This window comes from Actinomyces sp. 594 (assembly GCF_019325145.1).
GTDB lineage: Bacteria > Actinomycetota > Actinomycetes > Actinomycetales > Actinomycetaceae > Actinomyces.
The window spans coordinates 22,028-47,545 of record NZ_PIZC01000067.1; the positions used below are offsets into that span (position 1 = coordinate 22,028).

Consider the following 25,518-nt stretch of genomic DNA (forward strand, 5'->3'; position numbering starts at 1 on the left):
AGACAATACTGAAACCCGTGTTGCGCGCGCAGCGCAGGGGATGTGCGATGTGCGGAGTATTCCCCGGCATCGCGGGCAATATGCCGAGCGGCGCCGGGGGCTGCCGGGCCGGCGTCGAGGTCGAAAATGCGGGCTACGTCTCCCATGCGCCCAACATTTCAGTGTCTCTCAGACAATTTGGGCGGTACCATCGTGACGCGTTGGGCATGACCCGCGTGCGCCACTTCCGAGCTCCTCGAAGGCCCTGTATTTCGAGGCTGACGAGGCCGCCCGAGAACGCCTGCTGGTTGTACCCGTCGTCACCGTGCCCGCGTCGCAACGGTTCCCGAATAGACCAATAAACCAAGGCCAACAGACGAGTTCCGATTCAATGCCCCAACTTCCGCGTCACGCCAAGGCGATACGTCCGACCCGCAGACCACTGCTGCGGGCCGCGCTGACTCTGCCCGCCGCGCTCGGATTGGTCTTCGCGACTTCCGCCGGAGCCGGCGCCGTCGTCGGCGGGCACGCAGCACCCGCAGCGTACGCAGCCAAGCCTGCCGTAGCCGCTGTCTCGACGACGGCTACGGCAGCGGGATCGGGAGCGCCCGGAGGGGCCGGTATCGGGGCGGACATCTTCGTGACCGCCGATGCCGCCACGACCCCAGCCGACACGGCAGCGCCTGAAGCAGTAGGCGCCTCCCGGCAAGCGGCTCCCGTCGCAACCGCCTCGCAAGAGACGGAGGCCAACACGCGAGACGGCGGCGCGCTACTGCCTGCCGCAGACGATGCCGAGGCCGCCACGCAGTCGGCGACAGCTCCCGGTACTACGGCCTCTGCATCAGCGCACCGTGGCGCCGCGAGCACGATGATGGTGGCGGTGAGGGATCCCGGCGCCACCTACGTCTCCTCGAGCAGCAGTGACCGCCCACTACTGATGTTCTCCGGCTGGACTGACGCAGCAGGGCGGCCCCTGGGCGCGACGGGGTCGGTTACCGCCCCGGTTCAGATCCGGATTGTCGATGACTCCGGCTCGGTGCAATCTGCAACCATCTTCCCGGTGTTCACCGGCGGCCGCTCGAACTATGCCCTGCCGCTGTGGCCCTTCACGCAGGCCATGGAACCGCACGTTGGCGTATACACCATGCAGTGGCGCGGTTCGGCGCAGGAGCAGTGGTCGACCGTAGACACCCTGACCATGGATGTTCGGCTGCCCGAGCCGACGACCGGAGCCACGCTCACGTACTCCGACGGCGCGCTGATCGGCACCGGCTGGTCCTTCGACCGCAGTACCAACATCGCCGGAACCTTCAAGGTCGCTCTGACCGTATCCGATCCCGCCGGCAGTGCCAGAACTGTTAACGTGCGGGCCCGCTTCTACGGAACGCGCTTCGTGATCTCCGCCGGTGCCCTTGAGGCCGCAGGGGTGCAGCTGGCGGAGGGGTACACCGTGTCCGCAACTGCGACCGGGGGGCAGGCCGGTGCGGTTTCGGTGCGTATCCCCGCAGGCGGTGGGGGCTCGGCCCCCGCTACCCCGACCGCGGCGGCAGAGTCCCAGCCGACCGCGGGCCCGACAGCGGCTCCGAGCGCGCAAGCGACTGTAGCCCCGACCGTCGACGAGGTGCCCACCCCGGTCCCGACCGGCGAGGTCCAGCCGACCGAGGCCCCTACTGATGCGCCTACCGAGTCTCCGGAGACCGAGGCTTCTACTGATGCGCCTACCGAGTCTCCGACGGCACAGGCGCAGCCGACCGAGTCCTCGCAGCAGCCCACTGGTGAGCCGACGGCGTCGCCGAGCATCGGGGTGCCCGATGAGACGCAGCCCCCCGCAACTGGGGCGACCACCGCCCCGGCCGCCCCCGGGCTGCCGAGCGCGACGGCGTCACAGGCGTACACCGGCCCCGGGAGTCCTGCACCCGGCGCGCCGTCGGCACCTGCCGCCGATCCGCGCCCAACGGCTGTTCCAACTAGTTTCGAAACGCTCAATGAGGGCGTAGACGTGGATCCCCTCATCCTGCAGGAACCGCCCACCAACCCGCCTGCGGGCTCCCCGGCGCCGGACGCAGTCACTCCGCCGGAGGACTCCGGCTCCGGTCCCGTGGCGCAACCCGCCAACCCGAGCACCGCGGCCGACAGTATCCGGCCCAGTGCCGCCCCCGCATCCCCGGTTCAGGATGCCAGCGAGCTAGGCCCCGACAATGCGGGTTCACTGTCCGGAACCCGGCAAGGGGCCAGGATTACCCTGATCTTCCCGGTAGCCAAGGTTCATGAGGGCGACTGGGTTGCAGTGTTCGTGTTCCCCGGGGCGACCACTGCCGGCTGGGTCCAGGTAGACGCCGATAACTCCGTATCCGTGGACATCTCCACGCTGGACCCAGGAAGCTACAAGATCGCCGTGGGCAACCGCGATAGCGAGCTACTGGGATGGGCACAGCTGGAGATCGCCGAGACCGGCAGCACCCAGGACGACTCGGCGACGGGCGCGTCGGTCACCCTGATCACAGGCGAGGACCTCACTGGTAGCGACGCCGGGCTCGGGGCGGACGGCTGGAAGCTCGTATCCGCCGGCTTGCTGCTGGTACTGGGCGGGGCTTCCTTCCTGATACTGGCGGTCCCGACCCTGAACCAGTCGGGAAGGCGGATGACTGACCGATTCACCGGGCGATTCACCGGCTGATGACGTGTATGCTTGTTACAGCCGCGTAACGAGAGGAGGGGTGTGGTGAAAGGACTGCGGGTTGCCGTCCCGCGCACCCTTGGGGTACGCGCAGGCGCGTACGCGCGCGTACTCGCAGTGCTGCTCGCACTCCTCCTGACGGTGGTGCCCGGCGCGGCCGCCCGCGCCGACTCGGTGATGGGTGACTCGACGATGGGCACGGCGTCAACCGTCAGCCCGTCCACGATTGCGGTCGGCGGGACGCTTACCTACACGCTCTCGGGCTTCCCGCAGGGTGCCTCCGTGGAGATCCTGGTTGACGACCACGACTCCGCGCCCGGCGGAGACTCGGGTGTCATCGGTGAACTCACGGTAGGTGAGGACGGCACCTACGCCGGCGCTCTGGCACTGCCCGGGTACATTTCCAAGGGACCACACTGGCTGCGTTTCCGGGTCACGGCGGGTGAGGACATTCCGACCAACGCCGTGCGCACCCTCGACTACACCAACAAGAGCCCGTACTTCAACGTTGCCGACGTCACCATCATCGGCGGCGAGTCAGCGGCCAAACCGCCCGCACCAAGGCCCGCCGAGGCTACGGAGCCCGCGGAGGCTGCGGCGCCAACCGACACACCGACCAGTACCCGCGCGGCGGCAGGACCCGCCGCAGCCGGGGGCGTGTCCGGTAATTCGTCGTCAGGCGGGAGCTGGGCGGCGGCGTCATTGCCGGTGGTCACGACTGTGCTGTTCGCGCTGGGTGCGATCCTGCTGGTGCTCACCGTGATCGTGCTCATCGAGCGCCGTCGGCTAATCGCCTACGAGCGCGACCTCGAGTACGCGGCCCGCCGGTGAACCGTGGGCCGCTCAGCCGGGGCCGCGCTCGGCGTAGTATCGCGCCGGCGCCCGCCCGTCTCGCGGTGCGCCCCGCCGGGCGCCGGCTCAGCGCCCCCAACGGAAGGAAAACAGCACCGTGATGCGAACCCGTGACGCAGGTACTCTGCGCGCAGCCGACATCGGAGAAGTCGTCACTCTTGCCGGGTGGGTAGATCGCCGTCGTGACCACGGCGGCGTCGCCTTCATTGATCTGCGTGATGCCTCCGGCATCGCCCAGGTTGTCATCCGGGAGGAGGTCGCCCACGACCTGCGCGCCGAGTACGTGCTCCAGGTGACCGGTGAGGTCTCCGCACGCCCCGAGGGCAACGCCAACCCCAACCTGCCCACCGGGGAGATTGAGGTAGTCGTCTCCGACGTCGAGATCCTCAACCCCGCGGCGGCGCTGCCCTTCCAGGTCTCCGACCACGCCGAGGACTCCGGCCAGGTGGGGGAGGAGACCCGCCTGAAGTACCGCTACCTCGACCTGCGCCGCACCCCGATGCAGCACGCCATGCGGCTGCGCTCCAAGGTTTCCCGCGCTGCCCGCCGCGTGCTGGATGGACACGACTTCGTGGAGATCGAGACGCCCACGCTGACCCGCTCCACCCCGGAGGGCGCCCGTGACTTCCTGGTGCCGGCGCGCCTCGCACCGGGGTCCTGGTACGCCCTGCCGCAAAGCCCCCAGCTGTTCAAGCAACTGCTCATGGTGGCCGGCATGGAGCGCTACTACCAGATCGCTCGCTGCTACCGCGACGAGGACTTCCGCGCCGACCGCCAGCCGGAGTTCACGCAGCTGGACGTGGAGATGAGCTTCGTGGATCAGGAGGACGTCATCGCCGTCGCCGAGGACATCCTGAAGGAGGTGTGGGCTCTGATCGACTACGAGCTGCCCACCCCGATCCCGCGCATGACCTACCACGACGCCATGGAGCGCTACGGCACCGACAAGCCGGACCTGCGCTTCGGACTCGAGCTGGTAGACCTCACCGAGTTCTTCAAGGACACCACCTTCCGGGTCTTCCAGAACCCCTACGTCGGCGCCGTGGTCATGCCCGGTGGGGCCGCGCAGTCCCGCCGCACCTTCGACGCCTGGCAGGAGTGGGCCCGCCAGCGCGGGGCCCGCGGCCTGGCCTATGTCACGGTTGCAGAAGACGGCACCCTCGGCGGACCAGTCGCCAAGAACATTACCGACGCCGAGCGCGCCGGCCTGGCGGCGGCCGCTGGGGCGAAGCCAGGGGACTGCATCTTCTTCGCGGCCGGCACCGTGGACGCATCCCGCGCCCTGCTGGGCGCCGCCCGCCTGGAGATCGGCAAGCGCTGCGGGCTGATCGACGACGACGCCTGGTCCTTCGTGTGGGTGGTGGACGCACCCCTGTTCAAGCCGTCGGCCGAGGCCAAGGCCGAAGGCGACGTGGCCCTGGGCAAGTCCGCCTGGACCGCGGTCCACCACGCCTTCACCTCGCCCAAGCCGGAGTGCCTGGACACCTTCGACACCGACCCCGCCTCCGCCCTCGCCTACGCCTACGACATCGTGTGCAACGGCAACGAGATCGGAGGCGGCTCCATCCGTATCCACCGCCGCGACGTGCAGGAGCGCGTCTTCAATGTCATGGGCATTGGGCCACAGGAGGCACAGGAGAAGTTCGGCTTCCTGCTGGACGCCTTCAAGTTCGGCGCCCCGCCGCACGGCGGCATCGCCTTCGGCTGGGACCGCATCGTGTCCCTGCTCACCCACGCGGACTCCATCCGTGACGTGATCGCGTTCCCCAAGTCCGGTGGCGGCTACGACCCGCTCACCGACGCCCCCGCGCCGATCACGCCGGAGCAGCGCAAGGAGGCCGGCGTCGACGCCGTCCCCGAGTCGGCGGAGTAGGGAACCAACCGCGGGCGACCACAGCGAATGGAGATACCCGGGCCGGGCCGAGATGGCCCCGCCCGGGTTTTCGCAACCGGGCCGGCGCATGATTCTCTGGATCCTCCCACCGGCCTGCCGGACCTGCCCAGGTGTGAGCGATTCATTGCCGCAGCATTCGGTTACCGGTCAACAGTCCCCAGGCGATGACAACGGCACTGGCCACGAGCTGGGCGAGCAGTATCTGCTCCGGCTTGGCCACCCCCGCGGCGAGGAGCGCAGTCGGCAGGCCTACCAGTGCGGCCGCGTCGGGACCGCTGACCAGCATCTCGACCGCGCCCGGCGGCAGTGACCCGATCGGTGAGGCGACCAGACCCAGGGAGAAGTCCGGCGTGGGCCGGAATCCTGAGCGCAACGCCGCTCCGGCCCAGCCACAGCCCGCCACCAGCACCAGGCCCAGTACCGCCCACGCCTCACCGGCGGTCGCAGGCAGTCGGCCTGCGGTCAACAGGCGCACGAGCACCACCGGAACCGTCCAGAGGATCATCACCACCGTGGGCACCAGCAGGTGCCCGCACCGGACCAGCAGGGGACTGGCCGGCCAGGAGGCGTCGGCTCCACCGTCGAACCAGGCGCGCCGAGCAGGTTCGGCAAGAGTCAGCACCGCCACCCAGCCGCCGATCAGGTGGAAGACCAGCGCTCCCACGGTGCCGACCCCGCTGGACATCACGGGGAAGAGCGCAATGACCAGGCCCGCCAGCAGTTGCAGGGCCCGCCGCGGCTGGCGCCGCAGCAGCAGCCAATCCGCCTGGGCCACTCCCAGCAGGGGACGCAGTCCGCGCGGAAGGCGGAGGGCGAAGCGGACCAATGGCAGGCGAGAGGAGCCGGATGGGCGTCGCGCCGGAGCCGACAGCAGACGCCCCAACGCGCGCGTGTCCAGGGACAGCAGGGACACCTGTGCACCCAGATTGCGCGCTGCCACCTCCGCCAGGCGTGCGTCCGGCACATCGACCAGCCGAGTCCGCAATCGCCACCACCACGCCACGGCCGCCACGCCTGCCAGCAGCCCAGAGGCCGTGAATAGGGCTCCGCCCGCATGATCCGGGAAGGGAACACCGCCGACACCGGCGGCAAACGCGGTTGCCGCCGCAATCAGCACCGCCGCTCCCGCCCCGCGCACACCCGCGTCGTTCACCTGTGCCTGCACCAGCGCCAGGAGCAACAGCTCAGCGGTACTCCCGCCGAGCAGTATCATCCCGGCGGCCGTCGTCGGTTCGGCGCCCGCCACCACCGCCATCAGGAGCCCGGTGGCGGCGCCTACCGCCACCGCCAAGCTCATCTCCGCCCGCGCCACCGGATCAAGCAGACCGCGCCGGTCCCCGGGCATGGGCAGCCACCAGGTGACCTCGTAGGGACGCAGGAACAGCGGACCCAGCCGCCGCAGCGGATCCAGGAGCAGACGCGTCAGCACCAAGATCAGCAGCAGCACCGCCCACACCGGGGCCACGACGGTGGACCCGTTACCGGACGGCGTGGAGCCGGTCCCCAAACGCCCCAGGTACGGCGCCGCCATGGCGCCGATCACGGCGGCGGCCAGCACGGTGTCGTAAACGTCTCCGAGTAGCGCCCAGCGGCTGCGCGTGCTGACCGTGTGAGCGCGCGCCCATCTGCGCAAGTCCCGGCCCGAGGGCAGCTCGGCGGAGCGGTGCGCGGGCGCTTTCATAGCGTGCCTTCAGTGATGGCGCGTACTCCGTCGGCGACGCTGAGTGGGCGGGTGTCATTGCCGACCAGCAGTACCTCGGTCGCCGCGGTGCCTACAAACTCCGCGTCATGACAGGCGAGCAGTACCCCGATTCCCGCCTTCCGCTCAGCAACTAGCCTGCGGGCGAGGGCGCGGCGGGTGACGTGATCCAGACGCTGCTCCGGCTCATCCAGCACCAGTAGGCGGCGGGGACGGGCCAGTACCGCGGCCAGCGCCAGGCGGCGCCGCTGTCCCGATGACAACTCATCGGGCAGGGCATGCGCCGCAGCCGCCAAATTGAACTCGTCCAGAAGTTCGGCGGCGGTGCGCTCCGGCGCGGGGGTGGAGTGTCCATAGCAGACCAGGGCGAGATGCTCGGCGACGGTCAGGGTGGGGAAGAAGGACTCCTCGCCCAGGTCGCGCGCCACCGCCCGGCGCTGCCGCCCCGAGCGCGGGTCGGGCATCCGCCCCAGCAGCGTCACCTCGCCGTCGATGGGTGGGAGCAGGCCGAGGCAGGTGCGCAGCAGAGTGGATTTGCCGGCACCGTTGACACCGACCAGTGCCAGGACCTCACCGGGGCGGAGCGTGAAGCTCGCCGGGGCGCACACCGCGTGTTCGCCATAGCCCACGCTCAGATTACGGGCGGTAACCAACGCCTGGCCGCCCACTGCAGGTGTACGTGACCCGGGCATGGCGGTCCTCCTCGACCCTAGCGGTTGCGCCCGATGCTACCGGCCCGGGCAGCAAAGCGCGCCGCCGCGCAGGTCAAGAAAGTACCGGTGCCCGGCATAGGCGCCGGAAGACCGCCGTGCGCGTCCGGAACGATGCTTCAACCAGCAACCGCGGATTGAGCCGCGGCACCGACACGACGGAGTGAAACACATGCGCCTTGCACCCCCGAAGATCCTGATCCCCGGGCTGATCGCCATAGCCGTATTCATGACCGGTGACGGCTTCGAGCTGACCTTCCTGTCCAAGTACCTCGTCTCCCTCGGCTTCGCCGCCACCCAGGCGTCAACGGTCATCACCGCCTACGGCCTGATGGCCGCCCTGGCAGGCTGGGCATCCGGCGTCATGGCCGAGACCTTCGGGGTCCGCCGGATCATGCTCATTGGAGCCGGGCTGTGGATCAGCCTGCACCTGATGTTCATCGGCGTAGCCATCCCCTCGGGCCTCTACCCACTGATCCTGGTGGTCTACGCCGGCCGCGGACTGGCCTATCCGCTGTTCATCTACTCCTTCGTCGTGTACATCACCCAGAAGGTTGCGCCGGCATCCCGCGCCTCCGCCATGGGCTGGTTCTGGACCGCCTACTCCATCGGCATCGGCTGCCTGGGCTCCTGGATCCCCGCCCGCACCATCAACTTCATCGGCGAGCGGGGCACGCTGTGGTTCTCCCTGGCCTGGACCATCACCGGCGGCCTGCTCTGCCTACTGTTCGTCGGACGTGGCGAGCCTCAACCGGTGCGCGGTGACCTGCGCGACACGCTGCGACAACTGTCGGTAGGGGTGACCATCCTCGGTACCAACCGCGAGGTGGCCCTGACGGCGATCGTCCGCGTCATCTGCAACCTCAGTCTCTATGGCTTCCCGGTCATCATGCCGCTGTACCTGACCACGGCCGGTTACGGCGAGGAGTGGTTCACCATGCCGCAGTGGATGACCATCTGGGGCATCCAGTTCGCCGTCACCGTCTTCGGCAACCTCTTCTGGGGCTGGATCGGCGACCGCTACGGCTGGATGCGGCAGATGCGCTGGTACGGGTGCTGGTTCTGCGCCGCCGCCACCCTCGGCTTCTACTACGTGCCGCAGTTCCTGGGCGGCAACATGATCGCCCTAGGCGCCGCCGCCGTACTCCTGGGCATGGGCGTGACCGCCTTCGTCCCCATGGCCGCCGTATTCCCCGCCCTGGCGCCCGAGCACCGCGGGGCCGCCATCTCCGCCAACAACCTCGCCTCCGGCCTGACCACCTTCGTCGGCCCCGGACTGGTCACCCTGCTGCTGCCGCACATCGGCGTCGCCGGAGTGTGCTGGACCTATACCGCCCTGTACCTGCTGGGCTCCCTGATCACCGTCTTCATCCACCCCGACCAGCCCGGCTTCGACCGCAATGGGCGGCGCCTGCCGGCCACAGCCGACCGCCGCGTGACGGAGGTGGATGCCTGAACCCATCCAATCGCCGACCCTCCTTAAAGCCGCGAATCACACCAAACTCCCGCAACCAACCCACCAGGAGAAGAAACCATGAAGGCTGTAGTTCTAGAGAAGCGCAACGAGATCAACGTCCGCGAGGTTCCCGGTGACCTCGTCTGTGGCCCCGGCCAACTGCGCATCGCCCCGCACACCGTCGGCATCTGCGGCTCGGACGTCCACTATTACACGCACGGGCGCATCGGCAGGTACATCGTCGAGGCGCCGATGATCCTGGGCCACGAGGCCTCCGGCACCGTGCTGGAAGTCGGTGAGGGCGTCACCGACTTCGCCGTCGGCGACCGTGTGGCCATGGAGCCGGGCGTGCCGGACATGAGCTCGCGGGCCTCCCGCATGGGCATGTACAACGTCGACCCCGCCGTCTCCTTCTGGGCGACTCCGCCGGTGGACGGCTGCCTGGTTGAGGAGGTCATCCACCCGGCCGCCTTCACCTACCACTTGCCCGACAACGTCTCCTACGGGGAGGGCGCCCTGCTGGAGCCGCTGGCCGTCGGCATGCACGCAGCCACGAAGGCCGCCATTCACCCAGGCGACGTCGCCGTCGTCTCGGGCTGCGGCACGGTCGGCATGCTCACGGCCGCCGCGGCTCTCGCCGGCGGCGCCTCCACCGCCATCGTCTCCGACGTCTCCCCGGTCAAGCTCGAGATCGCCTCCCAGATCCCCGGCGTGGTCACCGTGGACCTGCGCGAGCAGCGCCTGCTCGACGTCGTGAACGAGCGCACCGCCGGCTGGGGCGCCGACGTCGTCTTCGAGGCCTCCGGCCACCCGTCGGCCTATGAGGACCTGTGGAAGCTGGGCGCCCCCGGCAACCGCACCGTGCTGGTCGGCATCCCCGTGGACCCGGTCACCGTGGATGTCACCGAGGTGCAGGCCCGTGAGACCCGCATCGAGACGGTCTTCCGCTATGCCAACGTCTACCAGCGGGCAATCGACCTGGTGGCTGCCGGCAAGATCGACCTCAAGCCCTTCATCACCGACACCTTCCCGATGGATCGGGCCAAGGAGGTCTTCGACCGGGTGGCCGAGGGCCGCCCCGGGGACGTCAAGCTGCAGATCACGGTGGGCTGAGCCGAGGCCACAACCGTGCAAAGGGCCAGCCATCGCAACCGGCCACGGGCCGGTGGGCGGGGCGCGCACAATGAACGCGTGTCCTCCCCACCGGCCCGCCCCGGCACGCTCCCACGCCCCTCCGCCCCGAGCGCCGAGTCCGCCTCGGGAGCGAAGTTAGACGTGGGTGACCTGGAGGTCATCGTTCCCGACGTCGGCACCTCGGTGCGCTGGTGGACGCACGGATATCCCGACCCGCTCGCACGCTGGCACCACCACCCCGAGATCGAGTTCCATCTGATCCGCGCGGGCTCCGGGCAGATGCTCGCGGGTGACCGCACCGTCGACTTCGACGCCGGCCAGGTCACCTTGATGGGCCCGCACCTGCCGCACAACTGGCTGTCGGACCTGGCCCCCGGGGAACTGCTGCCCGACCGTGACGTGCTGTGCCAGGTGCTGCCCGAGCGATTCACGGCGGCTTCCACGCAGCTGCCAGAACTAGCCGGCATGCGGGCGCTGGTCGACCGCGCACGTCGGGGCATCCTGCTATCCGGGGCGAGCCGTGCGCGGGCAGCCACACTGCTGGAGAGGATGGGACAGCGCGGACCCCTCGGGCGGCTAGCCGCGCTGCTAGAGCTGGTAGACGTCTTCCTGTCCGCACCCGACGACGAGGCGCGCCCCATCGCCACCGCCGGCTACATACCCAGCCTCGACGACGCCACCGCCGCCCGGATCAACACGGTGCTCGACTACGTCGAGGCCAACCTGGCGGGGGAGATCTCCATGACTCGGGCAGCGGAGCTGGTTGCGCTCAGCCCATCGGCGTTCTCCCGGTTCTTCCATGTCACCGCCGGGATCACCTTCTCCGAACTGGTGCGGCGACGTCGCATCGCACGGGCCTGCCACCTGCTGCGCACCACCGACCTGCCGGTGGCCCGGGTATGCGCGCTGAGCGGCTACACCAACCTGGCCAACTTCAACCGCCGCTTTCGGGACGAGACCGGCACCACCCCCAGCGCCTACCGGCGCGGAGGCGCCTGAGCCGGCCTGCACATGCAGCCTGGTGCGAAAGCAGCGCGGAACAAGATGACGTGATCCGTGGAACAATATGCCGCATGTCACGCTACATTGAGTTGCACCCCGTCACCCCGCAGGCACGACTGGTCACCAAGATCGTCGACCGGCTCCGGGACGGTGAGCTCATCGCCTATCCCACGGACTCCGGCTACGCACTCGCCTGCGCGCCCGGCAACAAGGAGGGCCTGGAACGCATACGCGCCATCCGCCAACTGGACTCCAAGCACAACTTCACCTTCGTGTGTGCCAACTTCGCCCAGGTCGGCCCGCTTGCGATCGTCGGCAACAACGCCTTCCGGCTGATCAAGCGGCTGACTCCGGGTCCATGGACCTTCATCCTCAAGGGCACCAAGGAGGTGCCGCGGATGACGCTCAACCCCAAGAAGCACACCCTGGGCGTGCGCATCCCCGACCACGCCATCGCGCAGGCGCTGGTCAAGGAATTCGGCGCCCCGATCCTGTCCTCCACCCTCATTCGTCCCGGACAGACCACGCCGGAGTCCAACGGCTGGGAGATTGAGGAGGAACTCGGCCACCTGATCGACGTCGTCATCGAGGGGCCGGTGACCTCCACCGAGCCAACCACCGTAATCGACCTGACTGCGGATGTTCCGGAGGTTGCCAGAGAGGGCGCGGGCGATACCAGCCTGCTGTGAGACTGGAAAGCATTCCGTGCTGGTCGCCGACGCATGCCGGTGACCAGCACGGAAAGGTTGCAGTACGCAACTCGACGTCGGCGGCGGACAGCCTCACTGGTGCCTGAGTTCAGGAGCGGGCGGCTGCGGGGCCCTCCAGACCGTATCGCTCGTACACGCGCCTGAGCGGCTCAGGCGCCCACCAGTTCAACCGGCCCAGCAGCGTCATGGTGGCAGGCACGAGCAGCATACGCACCAGGGTGGCGTCCAATGCGACGACGATCGCGAGCGCCAGCCCGATCTCCTTGACGATCAGCAACTCGCCGCTGACGAATCCCAGGAACACAATGACCATGATCAGGGCGGCGAAGGTGACGATACGGCCAGAGCGCTGCAAGCCCTTGGCCACAGCCGTGTCGCTGTCCGCTCCGGCGTCCCAGTACTCCTTGATCCGGCCCAGCAGAAACACCTCGTAATCCATGGCCAGGCCGAAGCCGACGCCGATCGTGGTGACCACCACGTAGGCTTCCACCCCGCCGATGGGGGTGAAGCCGAGCACGTCAGTCAGGTGCCCCTCCTGGAACACCCAGGCGAGCACGCCCAGGGATGCCGCCAGTGAAAGCAGGTTGATCACCAGCGCCTTCAGCGGCACCAGCAGGGAACCGGTCATCAGGAACAGCAGTGCGAAGGTAACCAGCACGATGAATCCGGCCACCCATGGCAGGGCCGCCAGCGTCGCCAGGCGGAAGTCGAGCTGACTGGCCGCCTGCCCCGTCACCCACATATCGGCGGGCGCTGCGAGCGTGCGCATGGTGGCTACTGCGTCCTCCGCCGCACGTGAGGACGACTCATCCGCCAGGTCGAGGTAGACCACCGTATAAGCGCCCGCGGTCGCCACGCGTAGCACCTGCGCTACGCCCTCGGACGTGGCCAAGTCGGCATTGATGAAGTCGGTTACCCGCTCGCCGGTGGCGGCAATAATCACGGTAGCGTCCTGCTGGGTGACGGCGGAGTAGTTCTCCTCCAGGACCGTCAGGTAGGTGCGCTGGTCGGAGTCTGCGGGCAGCAGCTCGGTTGTGGAGGTCAGCGAGTGCAGGTTCCGCGCGGGGGAGGCCAGCACTACCAGGGCTACCACGCAGGCGACCAGCACCACCCAGGCCATGCGCTGGACCTGCCTGGCGATCCACCGGAACACGCCCCGTTCACCGGTGGCGTCCCCCGTGCGGCGCAGTACGGCTCCGACCAGTGGGAGGCGCTGCAGAAGCGACGGGCGCAGCATCCGCCGGCCCAGCAGCACCAGTACCGCCGGCACCAATGTGAGTGCGGCGGCGGCCGCGATCAGGCACGACGCCAGGCATGCCACACCGATGGAGCGCAGGGTCGAGGTTCCCACAAGCACCAGCCCGAGCATGCAGGCGGCCACTGTCAGTGCGGAGAACAGCACCGTGCGGCCGGCCGTGGCCAAGGTCGTTGCCACGCAGTCTGCGATCAGTGTGTCCCGCCGTCCGGTGCGGCGCCGACGCTGCCTACCGCCGGTGCCTGCGCCCTCCGCGGCGTAGGAGCGGACCAGCTCCTCCCGGTACCTGGAGGTGACTAGCAGCCCGTAGTCGATGGACAGGCCTAGGCTGATCACCGTCACAATGTTGATGACGAAGGACTGCAGCTCCATGGCGAAGCTCAGGGCGTACAGCACTCCCATGGTTCCGGCGATCGAGACGAAAGCGCCCAGCAGCGGCATACCGGCGGCGAGGAAGCCGCCGAACACAAGCACCATGACAATCAGCGCCAGGGGGAGTGAGATCAGCTCGCCCCTGAGCAGGTCGCTGCGGACCTGATCGCCCACGGTGTCGACCATCAGGGCGTCATCGGAGACGATGCCGCGCACGGAGGGGTCCACCACGGTCAGTTCACCGGGCACCTGGGCCAGGCGTGCCTCGACTCTGGTGACCAGCTGGGCCAGCTCGCGGGCGTAGGCGGTGTCATCGGCGGGGGCGACTTCAGCGCCGTTGGGGTCGGCGGTAACCACGATCAGGAAGCCGTCCAGCTCTGCCGAGGCCAGCATCTGGGCGGCCGGCTCGGAGAGCATTCCGGGCACGACGAAGGGGTCGATCACGTTCTGCTCACCCACCAGTGCGCGCAGGTCAGCGTGCGCCTCCTCCAGCGCGTCGGCAACCGCCTGCTGGGACTCAGAGGCGGAGATATCGATGTCCGTGACCAGGAGCGTCACCGTCTGCGCGTCCCCCGACAAGGTCGCCAGGATCTGCTCGCCCTCGGCACTCTGGGTGCCGGCGACCGCGGTACTGCCTGCCGATGCGCGGTCGAACAAGTTGGGCCCGCCCAATCCCGTCACGGATGCGACCAGCAGCAGCAGCGCGACAACCAGCCAGGTGCCGACAATGATCCAGGCGTCCTTGACGACGCGGCGGGAGAGCCAGGCAAGCATGGGGCTAGTCTTACAGACCCTCCCAGCAGAAATGGGCCGCCGCTCGGTCTCGGCACGGATCGGGTGTTGAATCATATGCATGAATCAGGGCACCGACCTGTTTGAGAGCGCGAGTACCGACGACGTCGGCATCCCCTCCGATGCGCACGCGCCTTTAGCTGTACGCATGCGCCCGCGTACCCTGGACGAGGTACTCGGCCAGGACCACCTGCTTGCGCCCGGTTCTCCGCTGCGGCGCCTGGTCGAGCCGCCCTCCGGGCGTGCCTCCGGCGCGGGCGTGTCCAGCGTGGTGCTGTGGGGGCCGCCCGGCACCGGCAAGACGACCCTCGCCTACCTCGTGGCCCGCGGCTCCGGCCGCCGCTTCGTGGAACTGTCAGCCGTGACCGCCGGCGTGAAGGACGTCCGGCAGGTCGTCTCAGATGCTCGCCGTCGGCTGGCGGCGGGGGAGGAGACGGTCCTATTCATCGACGAGGTACACCGCTTCTCCCGCTCCCAGCAGGATGCGCTGCTGCCCAGCGTGGAGAACCGGTGGGTAACGCTGATGGCGGCCACCACCGAGAACCCCAGCTTCTCCGTGGTCTCTCCGCTGCTGTCGCGCTCCCTGCTGCTGACGCTGCACCCGCTTGGGGCCGACGCCGTACGTGCCCTGATCGACCGCGCCCTGACCGATGCCCGGGGCCTGGCCGGCGAGGTCTCGCTGGCTGATGACGCCCGCGAGCAGATCGTGCGCATGGCGGGATCCGATGCGCGCAAGGCGCTGACCGTGGTTGAGGCGGCGGCCGGCGCCGTGCTCGCCGCTGCTCCCGGTGGCGGTACTGCGGGGCCGGTGCCGCAGATCGGGCTGGCCGACGTCGAGCGCGCCGCGGATGTCGCCGCCGTGCGCTATGACCGTCAGGGTGATCAGCACTACGACGTGATCAGCGCGTTCATCAAGTCAATGCGCGGTTCGGACCCAGACGCCACCTTGCACTACCTGGCCCGGATGATCGTCGCCGGGGAGGACCCGCGCTATATCGCACGCCGCATCACGATACACGCCGCCGAGGACGTTGGCCTGGCGGATCCGACTGTGCTGTCAACGGCGGTGGCGGCGCAGCAGGCGGTCGCCCTGATCGGTATGCCGGAGGCGCAGCTGGTGCTGGCCCAGGCGGCGCTGGCGGTAGCCACTGCGCCGAAGTCGAACGCCGTGACCGTAGGCATCAGCGAGGCCATGGCGGATGTGCGCGCCGGCCGCGCCGGGCAGGTGCCCCCGCACCTGCGCGATGCCCACTACGCCGGCGCCGAGCGGCTGGGCCACGGCGCCGGCTACCGCTACCCGCATGACTTCCCGCACGGCCTCGTGGCCCAGCAGTACCTGCCTGCGGAGCTGGAAGGTGCCGAATACTACCGGCCTACCGGCAACGGCTTTGAGGAGCAGCTGTCCCGGCGGCTCGCCGCCGTTAAGCGTATCGTGCGCGCGCACCGGGACGCCGAGGAGGAGGGGCACAGGTGATGAAGAGGACGCGCACCGCGATCCGACGCCCCTGGGTGAGGATTGTTTTGACGGGGCTGGGCGCCGGGTTCCTGGCGGGGCTGTTCGGCGTCGGCGGGGGACTGGTAATAGTGCCTGCGCTGACGGCTTTTGTTGGCATGGATCAGCGCCGGGCCGCAGCTACTTCACTGGTGGCGATTGTGCCGACTTCAATCGTCGGCGCGGTCTCCTATGGCGTGCAGGGGCAGGTGTCGCTCGTGGCCGCGGTGTTCCTGGTCCTCGGCTCCCTGATCGGCGCCCAGATCGGCGTGCGACTGCTGCGCGCCCTCCCGGCGCGGATTCTGCCTTGGATCTTCGTCGCCTTCGCGCTGTTCGTCATCGTCTCGCAGCAGATCGTGGTGCCCGTGCGCGACGCCGGGCTCACGCTGACCCCGGGCAGCGGCGCCGCTCTCGTGGGCGTCGGCCTGGTGGCGGGCGTGCTGTCCGGCCTGGTGGGCGTGGGCGGTGGCGCGGTGATCGTTCCTGGCACGCAGTTGGCGGTCGGTATGGGGGACCTGCTGGCGCGGGGCACCTCCCTGGTGGTGATGCTGCCCACCGCGCTGTCAGGAACAATCACCAATCTGGGCCACGGCGTGGCCGACGTGCGCATAGGGCTCGTCGTAGGAGTAGCGTCGGCCGCTGCGTCCCCAGCGGGAAGCGTCGTCGCCGGCCTGGTCAGCCCACGCACGGGCTCGGTCCTGTTCAGTCTGTTCCTGGTGTACGTGATCATCTCCACCCTGCTGCGTGCCCGTGGCTCCTCCCCACGTAGTGCCGCGTAGGACGCAGGCGAAGTAAGGCGGCGCCTCTGCGTGAGGATGCGGTTGGCGAAGTCGAGCTTGACGAAGCCGGTCAAGCCCAGCTCTTCGCGTTTATGGCGTGTGGTGGTTCAGTGGCTGGGTGCGTGTGCGCGCTGGGTGGCTGACGGTTCGTACCTCGTGGCGGCGGTTCGCGTGCCCGTGGTTGGCGGTTCGTACCTGGTGGTGACGGTTCGTACGTTCTGGTCGACGATTCGTACCTGGTGGTGACGGTTCGTACTGTAGGGGTACTAGCGTCGTCGAAAGGTACGAAGCGTCGGTGTAAAGGTACGAACCGTCATGCGAAGTGCCGAAGCGTCGCGCGGGGCGCACGAGCCGTTCCGCCCCCCGACGTCGGCGCCCGCCGTACCGAAGATGTTCTCATCTGCCCGAGTACGACCTCCGCGCGGCGAAGACGACCTCATCAGCCCGAGAGCGTCCTCGGCGCGGCGAAGACGACCTCATCAGCCCGAGAGCGTCCTCGGCGCGGCGAAAACGTCCTCATCAGCCCGAGACCCTCCACGATGTGGAGGGTTTGGGGAGTATGAGGTCGTATTCGGTCGGTGTGGGGTGGTCGAGTACGACCTCATACGCCCGAAGACGTCCTCGTGAGCCCGAGAGCGTCCTCGGCGCGGCGAAAACGTCCTCATCAGCCAGAGTACGACTACCCGAACGCGACCCTCACACCACATCGCAGTCCGGGCCCCGCCCCAGCGCCGGGCCCAGCTCTAGCACCGAGTGCCGCCCGCGCAACCAACAACACGACCAGCCCCAACCCAAACACAACCACCATCCGCCCGAGAATGACCTCTGATCAGCCAGAACGTCATCATCAGCCAGAAACCCCCGCATGTGGAGGCCGTGTTCATCCCGATACAAATACCGCCGAGCGAGCCGATAGAAACACGTCGCCGACCTGCTCACTCCGGACGGACTCGGCTTGTTCCGGTGGACTCTCGGCGGATTGGCGTAGGGCAGGCGGTATCCGAGTGAGGAGCGGCTCACAACTGGTGGCTTCGGCGTGCATCTCTGGCCGCCACCGCGCTAATGTTTCCGGGTTGCCTGCGGCGCAGCACGACCAGCGCGTCCGGGCACTCCTGGGGTCTTAGCCGGCATGGCTGACCCCGCACCTGGGCATCCGCCCACGGTGTGCGAACCGATCCGACAGGAAGAAGTCTATGAGCTCTTCACGCTCCCGCCGCCAGGTGCGCCTCTCGCGCGCCCTCGGCATTCCGCTCACCCCCAAGGCCGTTCGCTACTTCGAGAAGCGTCCCTACGGCCCCGGCGAGCACGGCCGTGCCCGCCGCCGCACCGAGTCCGACTACGCCGTCCGTCTGAAGGAGAAGCAGCGCCTGCGCGCCCAGTACGGCATTCGTGAGGCCCAGCTGCAGAAGGTCTTCGAGGAGGCCCGCCGCGAGAAGGGCCTGACCGGTGAGTCCCTGGTCGAGCTGCTGGAGATGCGCCTGGACGCCCTCGTCCTGCGCGCCGGCTTCGCCCGTACCATCGCTCAGGCCCGCCAGAGCGTCGTCCACCGCCACATCATGGTTGACGGCAAGGTCGTGGACCGTCCCTCCTTCCGGGTCAAGCCCGGCCAGACCATCCAGGTGCGCCCCCGGTCCCAGGTCATGGTTCCCTTCCAGGTGGCTGCTGCCGGCACGCACCGCGATGTGCTGCCGCCCGTCCCCGAGTACCTCAGCGTCGAGCTGGAGAAGCTGCAGGCACAGCTGGTGCGTCGTCCCAAGCGTGACGAGGTCCCGGTGACCTGTGACGTGCAGCTGGTCGTCGAGTACTACTCGCGCTGATCCCGCGTCTTTCACGACGCCGGGACGCTCCGGACCGCATTCAGGTTCGGGGCGTCCCGGCGTTTCGGGGTAATCTCGCCCCGGCCCCAAACCACTGCGTGCCGCGCGCACGCCCGACCCGATACGAGAACAGGACGAGGCACCCTCATGCGCACGTCAGAGATCCGCTCACGCTGGCTCGACTACTTCGCCGCTAACGATCACGAGATCCGCCCCTCCGTGTCCCTGGTGTCCCCGGAGCCGTCGATCCTGTTCACCGTGGCCGGCATGGTGCCCTTCATCCCCTACATCCTGGGCACTGAGAAGGCCCCGTGGCCGCGTGCCGCCTCGGTGCAGAAGTGCATCCGCACCAACGACATCGACAACGTGGGTCGCACCACCCGGCACGGCACGTTCTTCCAGATGAACGGCAACTTCTCCTTCGGCGACTACTTCAAGGAGGGGGCTATCGACTACGCCTGGGACCTGCTCACAGGCAGCCGTGAGGAGGGCAAGTACGGCCTGGACGGCGACCGGCTGTGGATGACCATCTGGGAGGAGGACCAGGTCTCCTTCGACCACTGGACCCGGGTGATCGGCGTGCCCGCGGAGCGCGTGCAGCGGCTGCCCTTCGCGGAGATCTCCTGGTCCACCGGACAGCCTGGCCCCGCCGGCGCCTGCTGCGAGATCCACTATGACCGCGGCCCCGCGTACGGTCCCGACGGCGGCCCCGTGGCGGACACCGCCGGGGACCGCTTCCTGGAGATCTGGAACCTGGTCTTCGACGAGTTCATACGCGGCGAGGGTGAGGGCCATGACTTCGAGCTCATCGGCAAGCTGGACCAGACCGCAATCGACACCGGGCTCGGCCTGGAACGCCTGGCGTTCATCATGCAGGACAAGCCCAACATGTACGAGATTGACGAGGTCTACCCCGTCATCGCCGCCGCCGAGGCCATGAGCGGCAAGACCTATGGCCGTGGCGCGGCCGGCCCGGAGGCCGGGGACGCCTACCTGGACGACGTGCGCCTGCGGGTCGTTGCCGACCATGTCCGTTCCGCCCTGATGCTCATCGGCGACGGCGTACGCCCCGGCAACGACGGTCGTGGCTACGTGCTGCGGCGCCTGATCCGCCGCGCGGTGCGTTCCATGCGCCTGCTTGGCGTCGGCGAGGCCACCCTGCCCACTCTGCTGACGGCCTCCAAGGACGCCATGAAGGCCTCCTACCCGGAGCTTGAGACCGGGTGGGCGACCATATCCGACGTCGCCTACGCGGAGGAGGAGGCCTTCCGCCGCACCCTGGCCGCAGGCACCACCATCCTGGACACCGCCGTCGCCTCCGCCAAGCAGGAGGCCTCGGCGTCGGGCCGCGGCCGTCCGATCGTGCCCGGCAAGGCGGCCTTCGAGCTGCACGACACCTACGGATTCCCCATTGACCTGACCCTGGAGATGGCCGCCGAGCAGGGCGTGGAAGTGGACGAGCCCACCTTCCGCACGCTTATGGAGGAGCAGAAGGAGCGAGCCCGCGCCGACGCGCGCGCCAAGAAGGCCGGGCACACCGACGTGCGCGTCTTCCAGGACATTGAGAAGCAGATGGGAGGCGGCTCGGAGTTCCTCGGCTACACCGAGTCGGCGGCGGACGCCAGCGTCACCGGCCTGCTGGTCGACGGCGCACCCGCCCCGGTGGCCACCGCCCCAGCTGAGGTCGAGGTCATCTTGGACCGCACCCCCTTCTACGCCGAGATGGGTGGCCAGCTGGCCGACCACGGCACGATCCGGCTGGCCGACGGCGGTGTCATTGAGGTGCACGACGTCCAGGCGCCCATCGCCGGCCTGTCCGTGCACCGTGGCACGCTCACCGAGGGAACGGCCAGCCTGGGTGAACGCGCCTACGCTGAAATCGACACCGTGCGCCGCCTGGCCATCGCCCGCGCGCACACGTCCACCCACATGGTTTACGCGGGCCTGCGCAACGTGGTGTCCGAGGACGCCACCCAGGCCGGCAGCGAGAACTCGCCCGCCCGGCTGCGCTTCGACTTCCGGCACGGTACGGCGCTGACCGGTGGGCAGATGGATGACATCGAGGCCCTGGTCAATGACAAGGTCGCGGAGAACCTGCCCGTGACCACGGAAGTGATGGGCCTGGAGGAGGCCCGCGCCTCCGGCGCAATCGCCCTGTTCGGTGAGAAGTACGGCAAGCAGGTGCGAGTCGTGACCATCGGTGACGGGTTCGACCGGGAGCTGTGCGGCGGTACGCACGTGCCCTCCACCGGGCACATCGGCCGCGTGGCGCTGCTGGGCGAGGGGTCTATCGGCTCCGGCGTGCGCCGCATAGACGCGCTCGTGGCCGACTCCGCCTACGGCTTCCAGCGCAAGGAGCACGCCCTGGTCTCGCAGCTGTCCACGCTGGTGGGCGGCCGACCCGAGGAGCTTCCGGGAAGAGTGGAGGGCCTGATGGCCCGGCTCAAGGAAGCAGAGAAGAAGCTGGCCGCCGCCGAGCAGGCGGCCCTGGCTGCCCGCGCCGGCGAGATCGCAAAGTCGGCTGCCCGCGCCGGCGAGTACCTGCTGGCCACCGCGTCTCTCGGTGCGGTCGGCTCAGCAGACGCACTGCGCGCCCTCGCCCTGGACGTGCGTGGGCGGCTGCCCGAGTCGGAGCCGGTTGTGGTTGCCGTTGCCGCTGAGGCCAACGGCCGTCCACTCGTAGTCGTCGCCACCAACCCCGCCGCCCGTACCCAGGGCGCCCGCGCAGGCGCCCTCGTGCGCACCGCCGCCAAGACGCTCGGCGGTGGAGGCGGCGGCAAGGACGACGTCGCCCAGGGCGGCGGCCAGGACCCCGCCGCGATTCCGGCCGCCCTCACGGCCGTCAGCGCCGCACTGACGGCCTGACCGGCACGCAAATACCGGGGGAGGCGCTGTGAGGACCGGGGTGCGGCTGGCCTTCGACGTCGGCAAAGTACGGGTGGGAGTGGCCCGCTGCGACGCCGACGCCATCCTCGCCGTACCCGTGACCACGCTGCACCGCGACCGCTACGGTGCAGACCTGGAGGAGGCCGCCGATCTGGTCCAGGACCTGGACGTGCTCGAAGTGATCGTCGGTCTGCCCCGCTCCATGAGCGGCGGTTCCTCCCGCTCCACGCAGGACGCCCGGCGCTGGGCGGGCGAGCTCGCGGCGCTTATCTCGCCGGTGCCGGTGAGGCTGGTCGACGAGCGGCTCAGCACCGTAACCGCCCACCGCGAGCTCCACGAGTCAGGACGTCGAGAAAAGAGTTTCCGCAGTGTTGTAGACCAGGCCGCCGCCGTGGTCATACTTGAACAGGCCCTCGCCACCGAGCGCAGCACCCACGCGCCCGCCGGCGAGCCGGTCGTACCCATTCAGAGAGGCAGACAGTGACCGAGGACGACTTCTTCTCGGCGGTCGGGGCACAGGCGCCCGACGCCGGTCAGCCGGAGAACAGCCGCCGTCGGCGTCACCGGCGCCAGGCCGAACGCACTCGCAGGCGCCACCGGCGGCGTCGGCGGGCTCTGACTGCCTTCGTACTGGTGGTGGTACTGGCCGCGGTCGGATTCGTGGGCTACCAGGCGGTCGGTGTGATCCGGGGTGCCCAGCCGGCCCAGACCGCCGTTACCGACTACACGGGCGCGGGCACCGATGACATCGTGGTCACCATTCCGGACGGCGCCACCGGGGCGGACATCGCCCAGATCCTCGCGGACGCGGATGTGGTGGCCACGGCCGGGGCCTTCAAGAACGCCTACTCGGCGAACTCCAACTCGGCCAGCATCCAGGCCGGCACCTACACGCTCAAGAAGCACATGTCCGCAGCCAACGCCGTCGCGCTGCTGCTGGATCCCTCGTCCCGCTCCGACCACACGCTGACCATTCCAGAGGGCGCCACCAAGGCGCAGGTCAAGGAACGGCTCATGAGCGTGGGCGGCTACAGCGACGCGGATGTGGAGCAGGCCTTCGCCTCCGGCAGCGCCATAGGCCTGCCTGAGGCGGCCGGCGGTGACGTGGAGGGGTGGCTGGCCCCCTCCACCTACGACATCGCCGAGGACGCCAGCGCAACCGATGTGGTCGCCTCCATGGTCTCCACCACCCTGGCCCGGCTCAGCAAGGCCGGCGTGGCCGAGGCAGAGTACGAGCAGGTACTGATCAAGGCCTCCATCGTGGAGCGGGAGGTCTCCAACCCGACCTACTACGGGCAGGTCGCCCGGGTTATCGACAACCGCCTGGCGGACACCAAGGGCGAGACCAAGGGCATGCTCCAGATGGACTCCACCGTGCTGTACGGATTGGGCCGTACCGGCGGTATGCCCAGCGCCGAAGAGGTGGCAGACTCCTCCAACGCCTACAACACCTACCAGCACGCGGGGCTTCCGCCCACGCCGATCGGCAGTCCCGGCGAGGCCGTCATCCAGGCTGTTGTGGCGCCACCTGAGGGGGACTGGCTGTACTTCGTCACCGTCAACCTCGAGACCGGTGAGACCGTGTTCGCCACAACAAACGCCGAGCAGGAGGAGAACAAGAAGCGGCTGAACCAGTACTGCCAGGACCACCGGGAGGTCTGCTACCCGGAGACCGCATCCCCCAGTGCCAGGGCCACTGCTACGGCAGGCGGCGAGTAAGGCGCATGGCTGCAACCGGCCCTGCAGTGGGCCCCGTCTCCGCCCCGGCCCGCGCCCGGGGGCACCGTGCCGCCGTCATCGGATCACCGGTCGCTCACTCCCTGTCACCGGTGCTGCACCGCGCCGCCTACGCCGCTCTGGGCCTGGATGACTGGACGTATGAGCGGCGGGAGACCACGCCGGCGGATCTGCCCGCGCTATTGGAGGAACTAGCCGCGCCGGCCGCGGCGGGACCCGTGTGGGCCGGGGTCAGCGTCACCATGCCCCACAAGCAGGCGCTGCTACCCCGGCTGGACGTCGTCGACCCGCTGGCCGCCACCGTCGGCGCGGTCAACACGGTCGTCGCGCAGCGTTCCGGGCGGGGCGCCGCCCTGCTGGCCGGCTTCAACACCGACGTCGCCGGCATTGTCGGCGCCATGCGTGAGACCGGAGCCGGTACCGCTGGAGGCGTCGGCGGTCGGGCCGAAGCGGGCACCGGTGCGGGGCGGTGCCGCGCCGTCGTGCTCGGCTCCGGGGCCACCGCCTGCTCCGCCTTGGCCGCGCTGACCGAGTTGGGCGCCACCGACATCACCGTCGCCGCCCGCCGCCATGCCGGCCCCGGCCGCGTACTGACCGCCGCCCACCGCATGGGGCTGGAAGTGACGGCCTTGCACTGGCGGCCCGGTGACGCCGCCTCCGACGCCGAGGTGGCCGGGGCGGCCGCGCAAGCCGACCTACTGGTGTCCACCCTGCCCGCGGGAGCCGCCGACACGCTGGCGGCGCCGCTGGCGGCCGCCTTGAGCGGCGCCTGCCCCCGTGCCGGCGCGGTCATGCTGGACGTGGTCTACGCCCCCTGGCCCACGCCGCTGGCTCGGGCCTGGGCCCGCGCCGGCCGCCCGGTGGCGCCCGGCTGGCTCATGCTGCTGCACCAGGCGGTACCGCAGGTGACTCTCATGACCGGCAGGACCCCCGAGCTCGCGCCGCTGCGGCGCGAGCTAGAGGCAGCCCTGGCCGACCGCGCGGGCGTGGACACCGCCGGGGCTGCCGGCGCGGACGTGGGATGATCACCCCATGCTTCGATGGATGACCGCCGGAGAATCCCACGGCGAGGCCCTCATCGCGATCATTGAGGGCGTGCCTGCGGGTGTTGCCATAACCAGCGAGCAGATCCGTGCCGCGCTGGCGCGCCGCCGCCTCGGCCACGGGCGCGGCGCCCGCCAGAAGTTCGAGGCCGATGAGCTGTCGATTCTCGGCGGTATCCGGCACGGGCGGACCCTGGGCAGCCCCATTGCCCTGCGTATTGGCAACTCGGAGTGGCCCAAGTGGTCCACCGTCATGAGCGCCGACCCGGTCCCGCAGGCGGCACTGCGCAAGCATGCCGGCACCGGTGACGAACGCGAGATCGCCCGCAACCTGCCGCTTACCCGGCCGCGGCCCGGCCATGCCGACCTGCCCGGGCTGCTCAAGTACGACCTGCCCGAGGCGCGCCCCGTGTTGGAGCGCGCCTCCGCCCGGGAGACCGCTGCCCGGGTGGCTCTGGGCGCCGTCGCCGAGGCCGTGCTGGAGCAGGTGGCCGGTGTCCGCCTGGTCAGCCACGTGGTACGCATAGGCTCCGTCGAGCTCCCGCAGGCCGTGCCCGCACCCACTCCCGACGACGAGCAGCGGCTCAGCGACGACCCGGTGCGCTGCACCGACCCGGCCACCAGCGCCGCGATGGTGGCCGAGATCGATTCCGCCCGCAAGGACGGCGATACGCTTGGCGGCGTCGTGGAGGTTATCGCGACCGGCGTGCCGATCGGCCTGGGCACCCACGTGCAGGCGGACCGGCGGCTCGACGCCCGCCTGGCCGGCGCCCTCATGGGCATTCAGGCGGTCAAGGGCGTAGAGATCGGGGACGGCTTCGCGGAGGCGGCCCGCCGCGGCTCGGCCGCCCACGACGAGATTCTCGGGTTGGACTCCGGGGTGGTTGAGCGCGTCACCAACCGGGCCGGAGGTATTGAGGGCGGCATCAGCAACGGCTCCGCCTTGCGGGTGCGCGCTGCTTACAAGCCAATTTCTACTGTGCCTCGGGCCCTGCGCACCGTCGACCTGGCCAGCGGCCAGCCCGCCACGGGCCTGCACCAGCGCTCCGACACCACCGCCGTGGTGCCCGGCGCGGTGATCGCCGAGGCGATGGTGGCGCTCGTGCTCGCCGACTCCCTGCTGGAGAAGACCGGTGGGGACTCGGTGGACGAGGCGCGCCGCAACCTGTCCGGCTACCTGGCCCGCGTCTCGGAACGTACTCGTTGGTGAGTGCCGAATGGTGACTGGAGCC

Annotated in this window: 18 protein-coding genes; 15 read left to right on the forward strand and 3 right to left on the reverse strand. The window is 69.4% G+C overall.

What is annotated here, in order from left to right; translation table 11 throughout:
- Positions 1–370: 370 nt before the first annotated feature.
- The 3 genes from GZ998_RS13250 to aspS all read left to right on the forward strand — a co-directional run bounded on the left by GZ998_RS13250 (position 371) and on the right by aspS (position 5,381).
- On the forward strand, positions 371–2,656 hold the full coding sequence (locus GZ998_RS13250) for a hypothetical protein (RefSeq protein ID WP_257505981.1): 2,286 nt from the start codon (positions 371–373) through the stop codon (positions 2,654–2,656).
- 45 nt (positions 2,657–2,701) lie between these two features.
- Entirely contained in the window at positions 2,702–3,487 is a 786-nt protein-coding gene (locus GZ998_RS11920; RefSeq protein ID WP_308807248.1) for a hypothetical protein, read from the forward strand.
- Between the two features lie 118 nt (positions 3,488–3,605).
- Positions 3,606–5,381, forward strand: coding sequence for an aspartate--tRNA ligase (gene aspS, locus GZ998_RS11925; RefSeq protein WP_161924075.1), 1,776 nt, complete (start codon positions 3,606–3,608; stop codon positions 5,379–5,381).
- A 142-nt stretch (positions 5,382–5,523) separates the two neighbouring features.
- Here the strand turns inward: aspS and GZ998_RS11930 are convergent, their stop codons facing one another.
- On the reverse strand, positions 5,524–7,083 hold the full coding sequence (locus tag GZ998_RS11930; protein ID WP_219109956.1) for a DUF6297 family protein: 1,560 nt from the start codon (positions 7,081–7,083) through the stop codon (positions 5,524–5,526).
- Positions 7,080–7,793: an ABC transporter ATP-binding protein gene (locus GZ998_RS11935; protein WP_162679577.1), complete on the reverse strand. Its 714-nt coding sequence runs from the start codon at positions 7,791–7,793 to the stop codon at positions 7,080–7,082. The genes GZ998_RS11930 and GZ998_RS11935 overlap by 4 nt, the downstream gene beginning before the upstream one ends.
- A 190-nt stretch (positions 7,794–7,983) precedes the next feature.
- On the opposite strand from GZ998_RS11935, the gene GZ998_RS11940 reads away from it, so the two are divergent.
- The 4 genes from GZ998_RS11940 to GZ998_RS11955 all read left to right on the forward strand — a co-directional run bounded on the left by GZ998_RS11940 (position 7,984) and on the right by GZ998_RS11955 (position 12,092).
- The gene (locus tag GZ998_RS11940; protein ID WP_219109958.1) at positions 7,984–9,267 is read left to right on the forward strand and encodes an MFS transporter; all 1,284 of its coding nucleotides are present in this window, start codon (positions 7,984–7,986) and stop codon (positions 9,265–9,267) included.
- Positions 9,268–9,345: 78 nt separating this feature from the next.
- A complete protein-coding gene (locus GZ998_RS11945; RefSeq protein ID WP_161924072.1) occupies positions 9,346–10,380 on the forward strand; it encodes an NAD(P)-dependent alcohol dehydrogenase in 1,035 nt (344 codons plus the stop codon).
- A gap of 78 nt (positions 10,381–10,458) precedes the next feature.
- Positions 10,459–11,400 carry an AraC family transcriptional regulator gene (locus tag GZ998_RS11950; protein ID WP_162679576.1) on the forward strand — a complete coding sequence of 314 codons (942 nt, stop codon included), beginning with the start codon at positions 10,459–10,461 and terminating at the stop codon, positions 11,398–11,400.
- A 74-nt stretch (positions 11,401–11,474) separates the two neighbouring features.
- The gene (locus GZ998_RS11955) at positions 11,475–12,092 is read left to right on the forward strand and encodes an L-threonylcarbamoyladenylate synthase (protein WP_219109961.1); all 618 of its coding nucleotides are present in this window, start codon (positions 11,475–11,477) and stop codon (positions 12,090–12,092) included.
- Between the two features lie 109 nt (positions 12,093–12,201).
- Here GZ998_RS11955 and GZ998_RS11960 read toward each other — a convergent pair whose 3' ends face one another.
- Positions 12,202–14,514: an MMPL family transporter gene (locus GZ998_RS11960; RefSeq protein WP_219109963.1), complete on the reverse strand. Its 2,313-nt coding sequence runs from the start codon at positions 14,512–14,514 to the stop codon at positions 12,202–12,204.
- A 79-nt stretch (positions 14,515–14,593) separates the two neighbouring features.
- On the opposite strand from GZ998_RS11960, the gene GZ998_RS11965 reads away from it, so the two are divergent.
- The 8 genes from GZ998_RS11965 to aroC all read left to right on the forward strand — a co-directional run bounded on the left by GZ998_RS11965 (position 14,594) and on the right by aroC (position 25,496).
- Positions 14,594–16,006, forward strand: coding sequence for a replication-associated recombination protein A (locus GZ998_RS11965; protein WP_219109965.1), 1,413 nt, complete (start codon positions 14,594–14,596; stop codon positions 16,004–16,006).
- Complete coding sequence (locus GZ998_RS11970; RefSeq protein WP_219109967.1) at positions 16,006–16,803, forward strand: sulfite exporter TauE/SafE family protein; 798 nt, start codon at positions 16,006–16,008, stop codon at positions 16,801–16,803. The genes GZ998_RS11965 and GZ998_RS11970 overlap by 1 nt, the downstream gene beginning before the upstream one ends.
- Positions 16,804–17,996: 1,193 nt before the next feature.
- Positions 17,997–18,620 (forward strand): 30S ribosomal protein S4, encoded by a 624-nt coding sequence (rpsD, locus tag GZ998_RS11975; RefSeq protein WP_161924066.1) that lies wholly within the window; start codon positions 17,997–17,999, stop codon positions 18,618–18,620.
- A 147-nt stretch (positions 18,621–18,767) separates the two neighbouring features.
- Positions 18,768–21,485 carry an alanine--tRNA ligase gene (alaS, locus tag GZ998_RS11980; protein WP_219109969.1) on the forward strand — a complete coding sequence of 906 codons (2,718 nt, stop codon included), beginning with the start codon at positions 18,768–18,770 and terminating at the stop codon, positions 21,483–21,485.
- Between the two features lie 28 nt (positions 21,486–21,513).
- Positions 21,514–21,990: a Holliday junction resolvase RuvX gene (ruvX, locus tag GZ998_RS11985; RefSeq protein ID WP_161924065.1), complete on the forward strand. Its 477-nt coding sequence runs from the start codon at positions 21,514–21,516 to the stop codon at positions 21,988–21,990.
- Positions 21,987–23,225: an endolytic transglycosylase MltG gene (mltG, locus tag GZ998_RS11990; protein ID WP_162678549.1), complete on the forward strand. Its 1,239-nt coding sequence runs from the start codon at positions 21,987–21,989 to the stop codon at positions 23,223–23,225. The genes ruvX and mltG overlap by 4 nt, the downstream gene beginning before the upstream one ends.
- Before the next feature lie 5 nt (positions 23,226–23,230).
- The gene (locus tag GZ998_RS11995) at positions 23,231–24,268 is read left to right on the forward strand and encodes a shikimate dehydrogenase (RefSeq protein ID WP_219109971.1); all 1,038 of its coding nucleotides are present in this window, start codon (positions 23,231–23,233) and stop codon (positions 24,266–24,268) included.
- 7 nt (positions 24,269–24,275) lie between these two features.
- Positions 24,276–25,496, forward strand: coding sequence for a chorismate synthase (aroC, locus tag GZ998_RS12000; RefSeq protein ID WP_219109972.1), 1,221 nt, complete (start codon positions 24,276–24,278; stop codon positions 25,494–25,496).
- The last annotated feature ends 22 nt before the right edge of the window (positions 25,497–25,518 follow it).

Excerpts from the sequence above, each read along its gene's own strand:
- GZ998_RS13250 (WP_257505981.1), top strand. The coding sequence starts at position 371 with ATGCCCCAACTTCCGCGTCACGCCAAGGCGATACGTCCGACCCGCAGA.
- GZ998_RS11930 (WP_219109956.1), bottom strand. The coding sequence starts at position 7,083 with ATGAAAGCGCCCGCGCACCGCTCCGCCGAGCTGCCCTCGGGCCGGGAC.
- GZ998_RS11935 (WP_162679577.1), bottom strand. The coding sequence starts at position 7,793 with ATGCCCGGGTCACGTACACCTGCAGTGGGCGGCCAGGCGTTGGTTACC.
- GZ998_RS11940 (WP_219109958.1), top strand. The coding sequence starts at position 7,984 with ATGCGCCTTGCACCCCCGAAGATCCTGATCCCCGGGCTGATCGCCATA.
- GZ998_RS11945 (WP_161924072.1), top strand. The coding sequence starts at position 9,346 with ATGAAGGCTGTAGTTCTAGAGAAGCGCAACGAGATCAACGTCCGCGAG.
- GZ998_RS11955 (WP_219109961.1), top strand. The coding sequence starts at position 11,475 with ATGTCACGCTACATTGAGTTGCACCCCGTCACCCCGCAGGCACGACTG.
- GZ998_RS11960 (WP_219109963.1), bottom strand. The coding sequence starts at position 14,514 with ATGCTTGCCTGGCTCTCCCGCCGCGTCGTCAAGGACGCCTGGATCATT.
- GZ998_RS11965 (WP_219109965.1), top strand. The coding sequence starts at position 14,594 with ATGAATCAGGGCACCGACCTGTTTGAGAGCGCGAGTACCGACGACGTC.
- GZ998_RS11970 (WP_219109967.1), top strand. The coding sequence starts at position 16,006 with ATGAAGAGGACGCGCACCGCGATCCGACGCCCCTGGGTGAGGATTGTT.
- rpsD (WP_161924066.1), top strand. The coding sequence starts at position 17,997 with ATGAGCTCTTCACGCTCCCGCCGCCAGGTGCGCCTCTCGCGCGCCCTC.
- alaS (WP_219109969.1), top strand. The coding sequence starts at position 18,768 with ATGCGCACGTCAGAGATCCGCTCACGCTGGCTCGACTACTTCGCCGCT.
- GZ998_RS11995 (WP_219109971.1), top strand. The coding sequence starts at position 23,231 with ATGGCTGCAACCGGCCCTGCAGTGGGCCCCGTCTCCGCCCCGGCCCGC.
- aroC (WP_219109972.1), top strand. The coding sequence starts at position 24,276 with ATGCTTCGATGGATGACCGCCGGAGAATCCCACGGCGAGGCCCTCATC.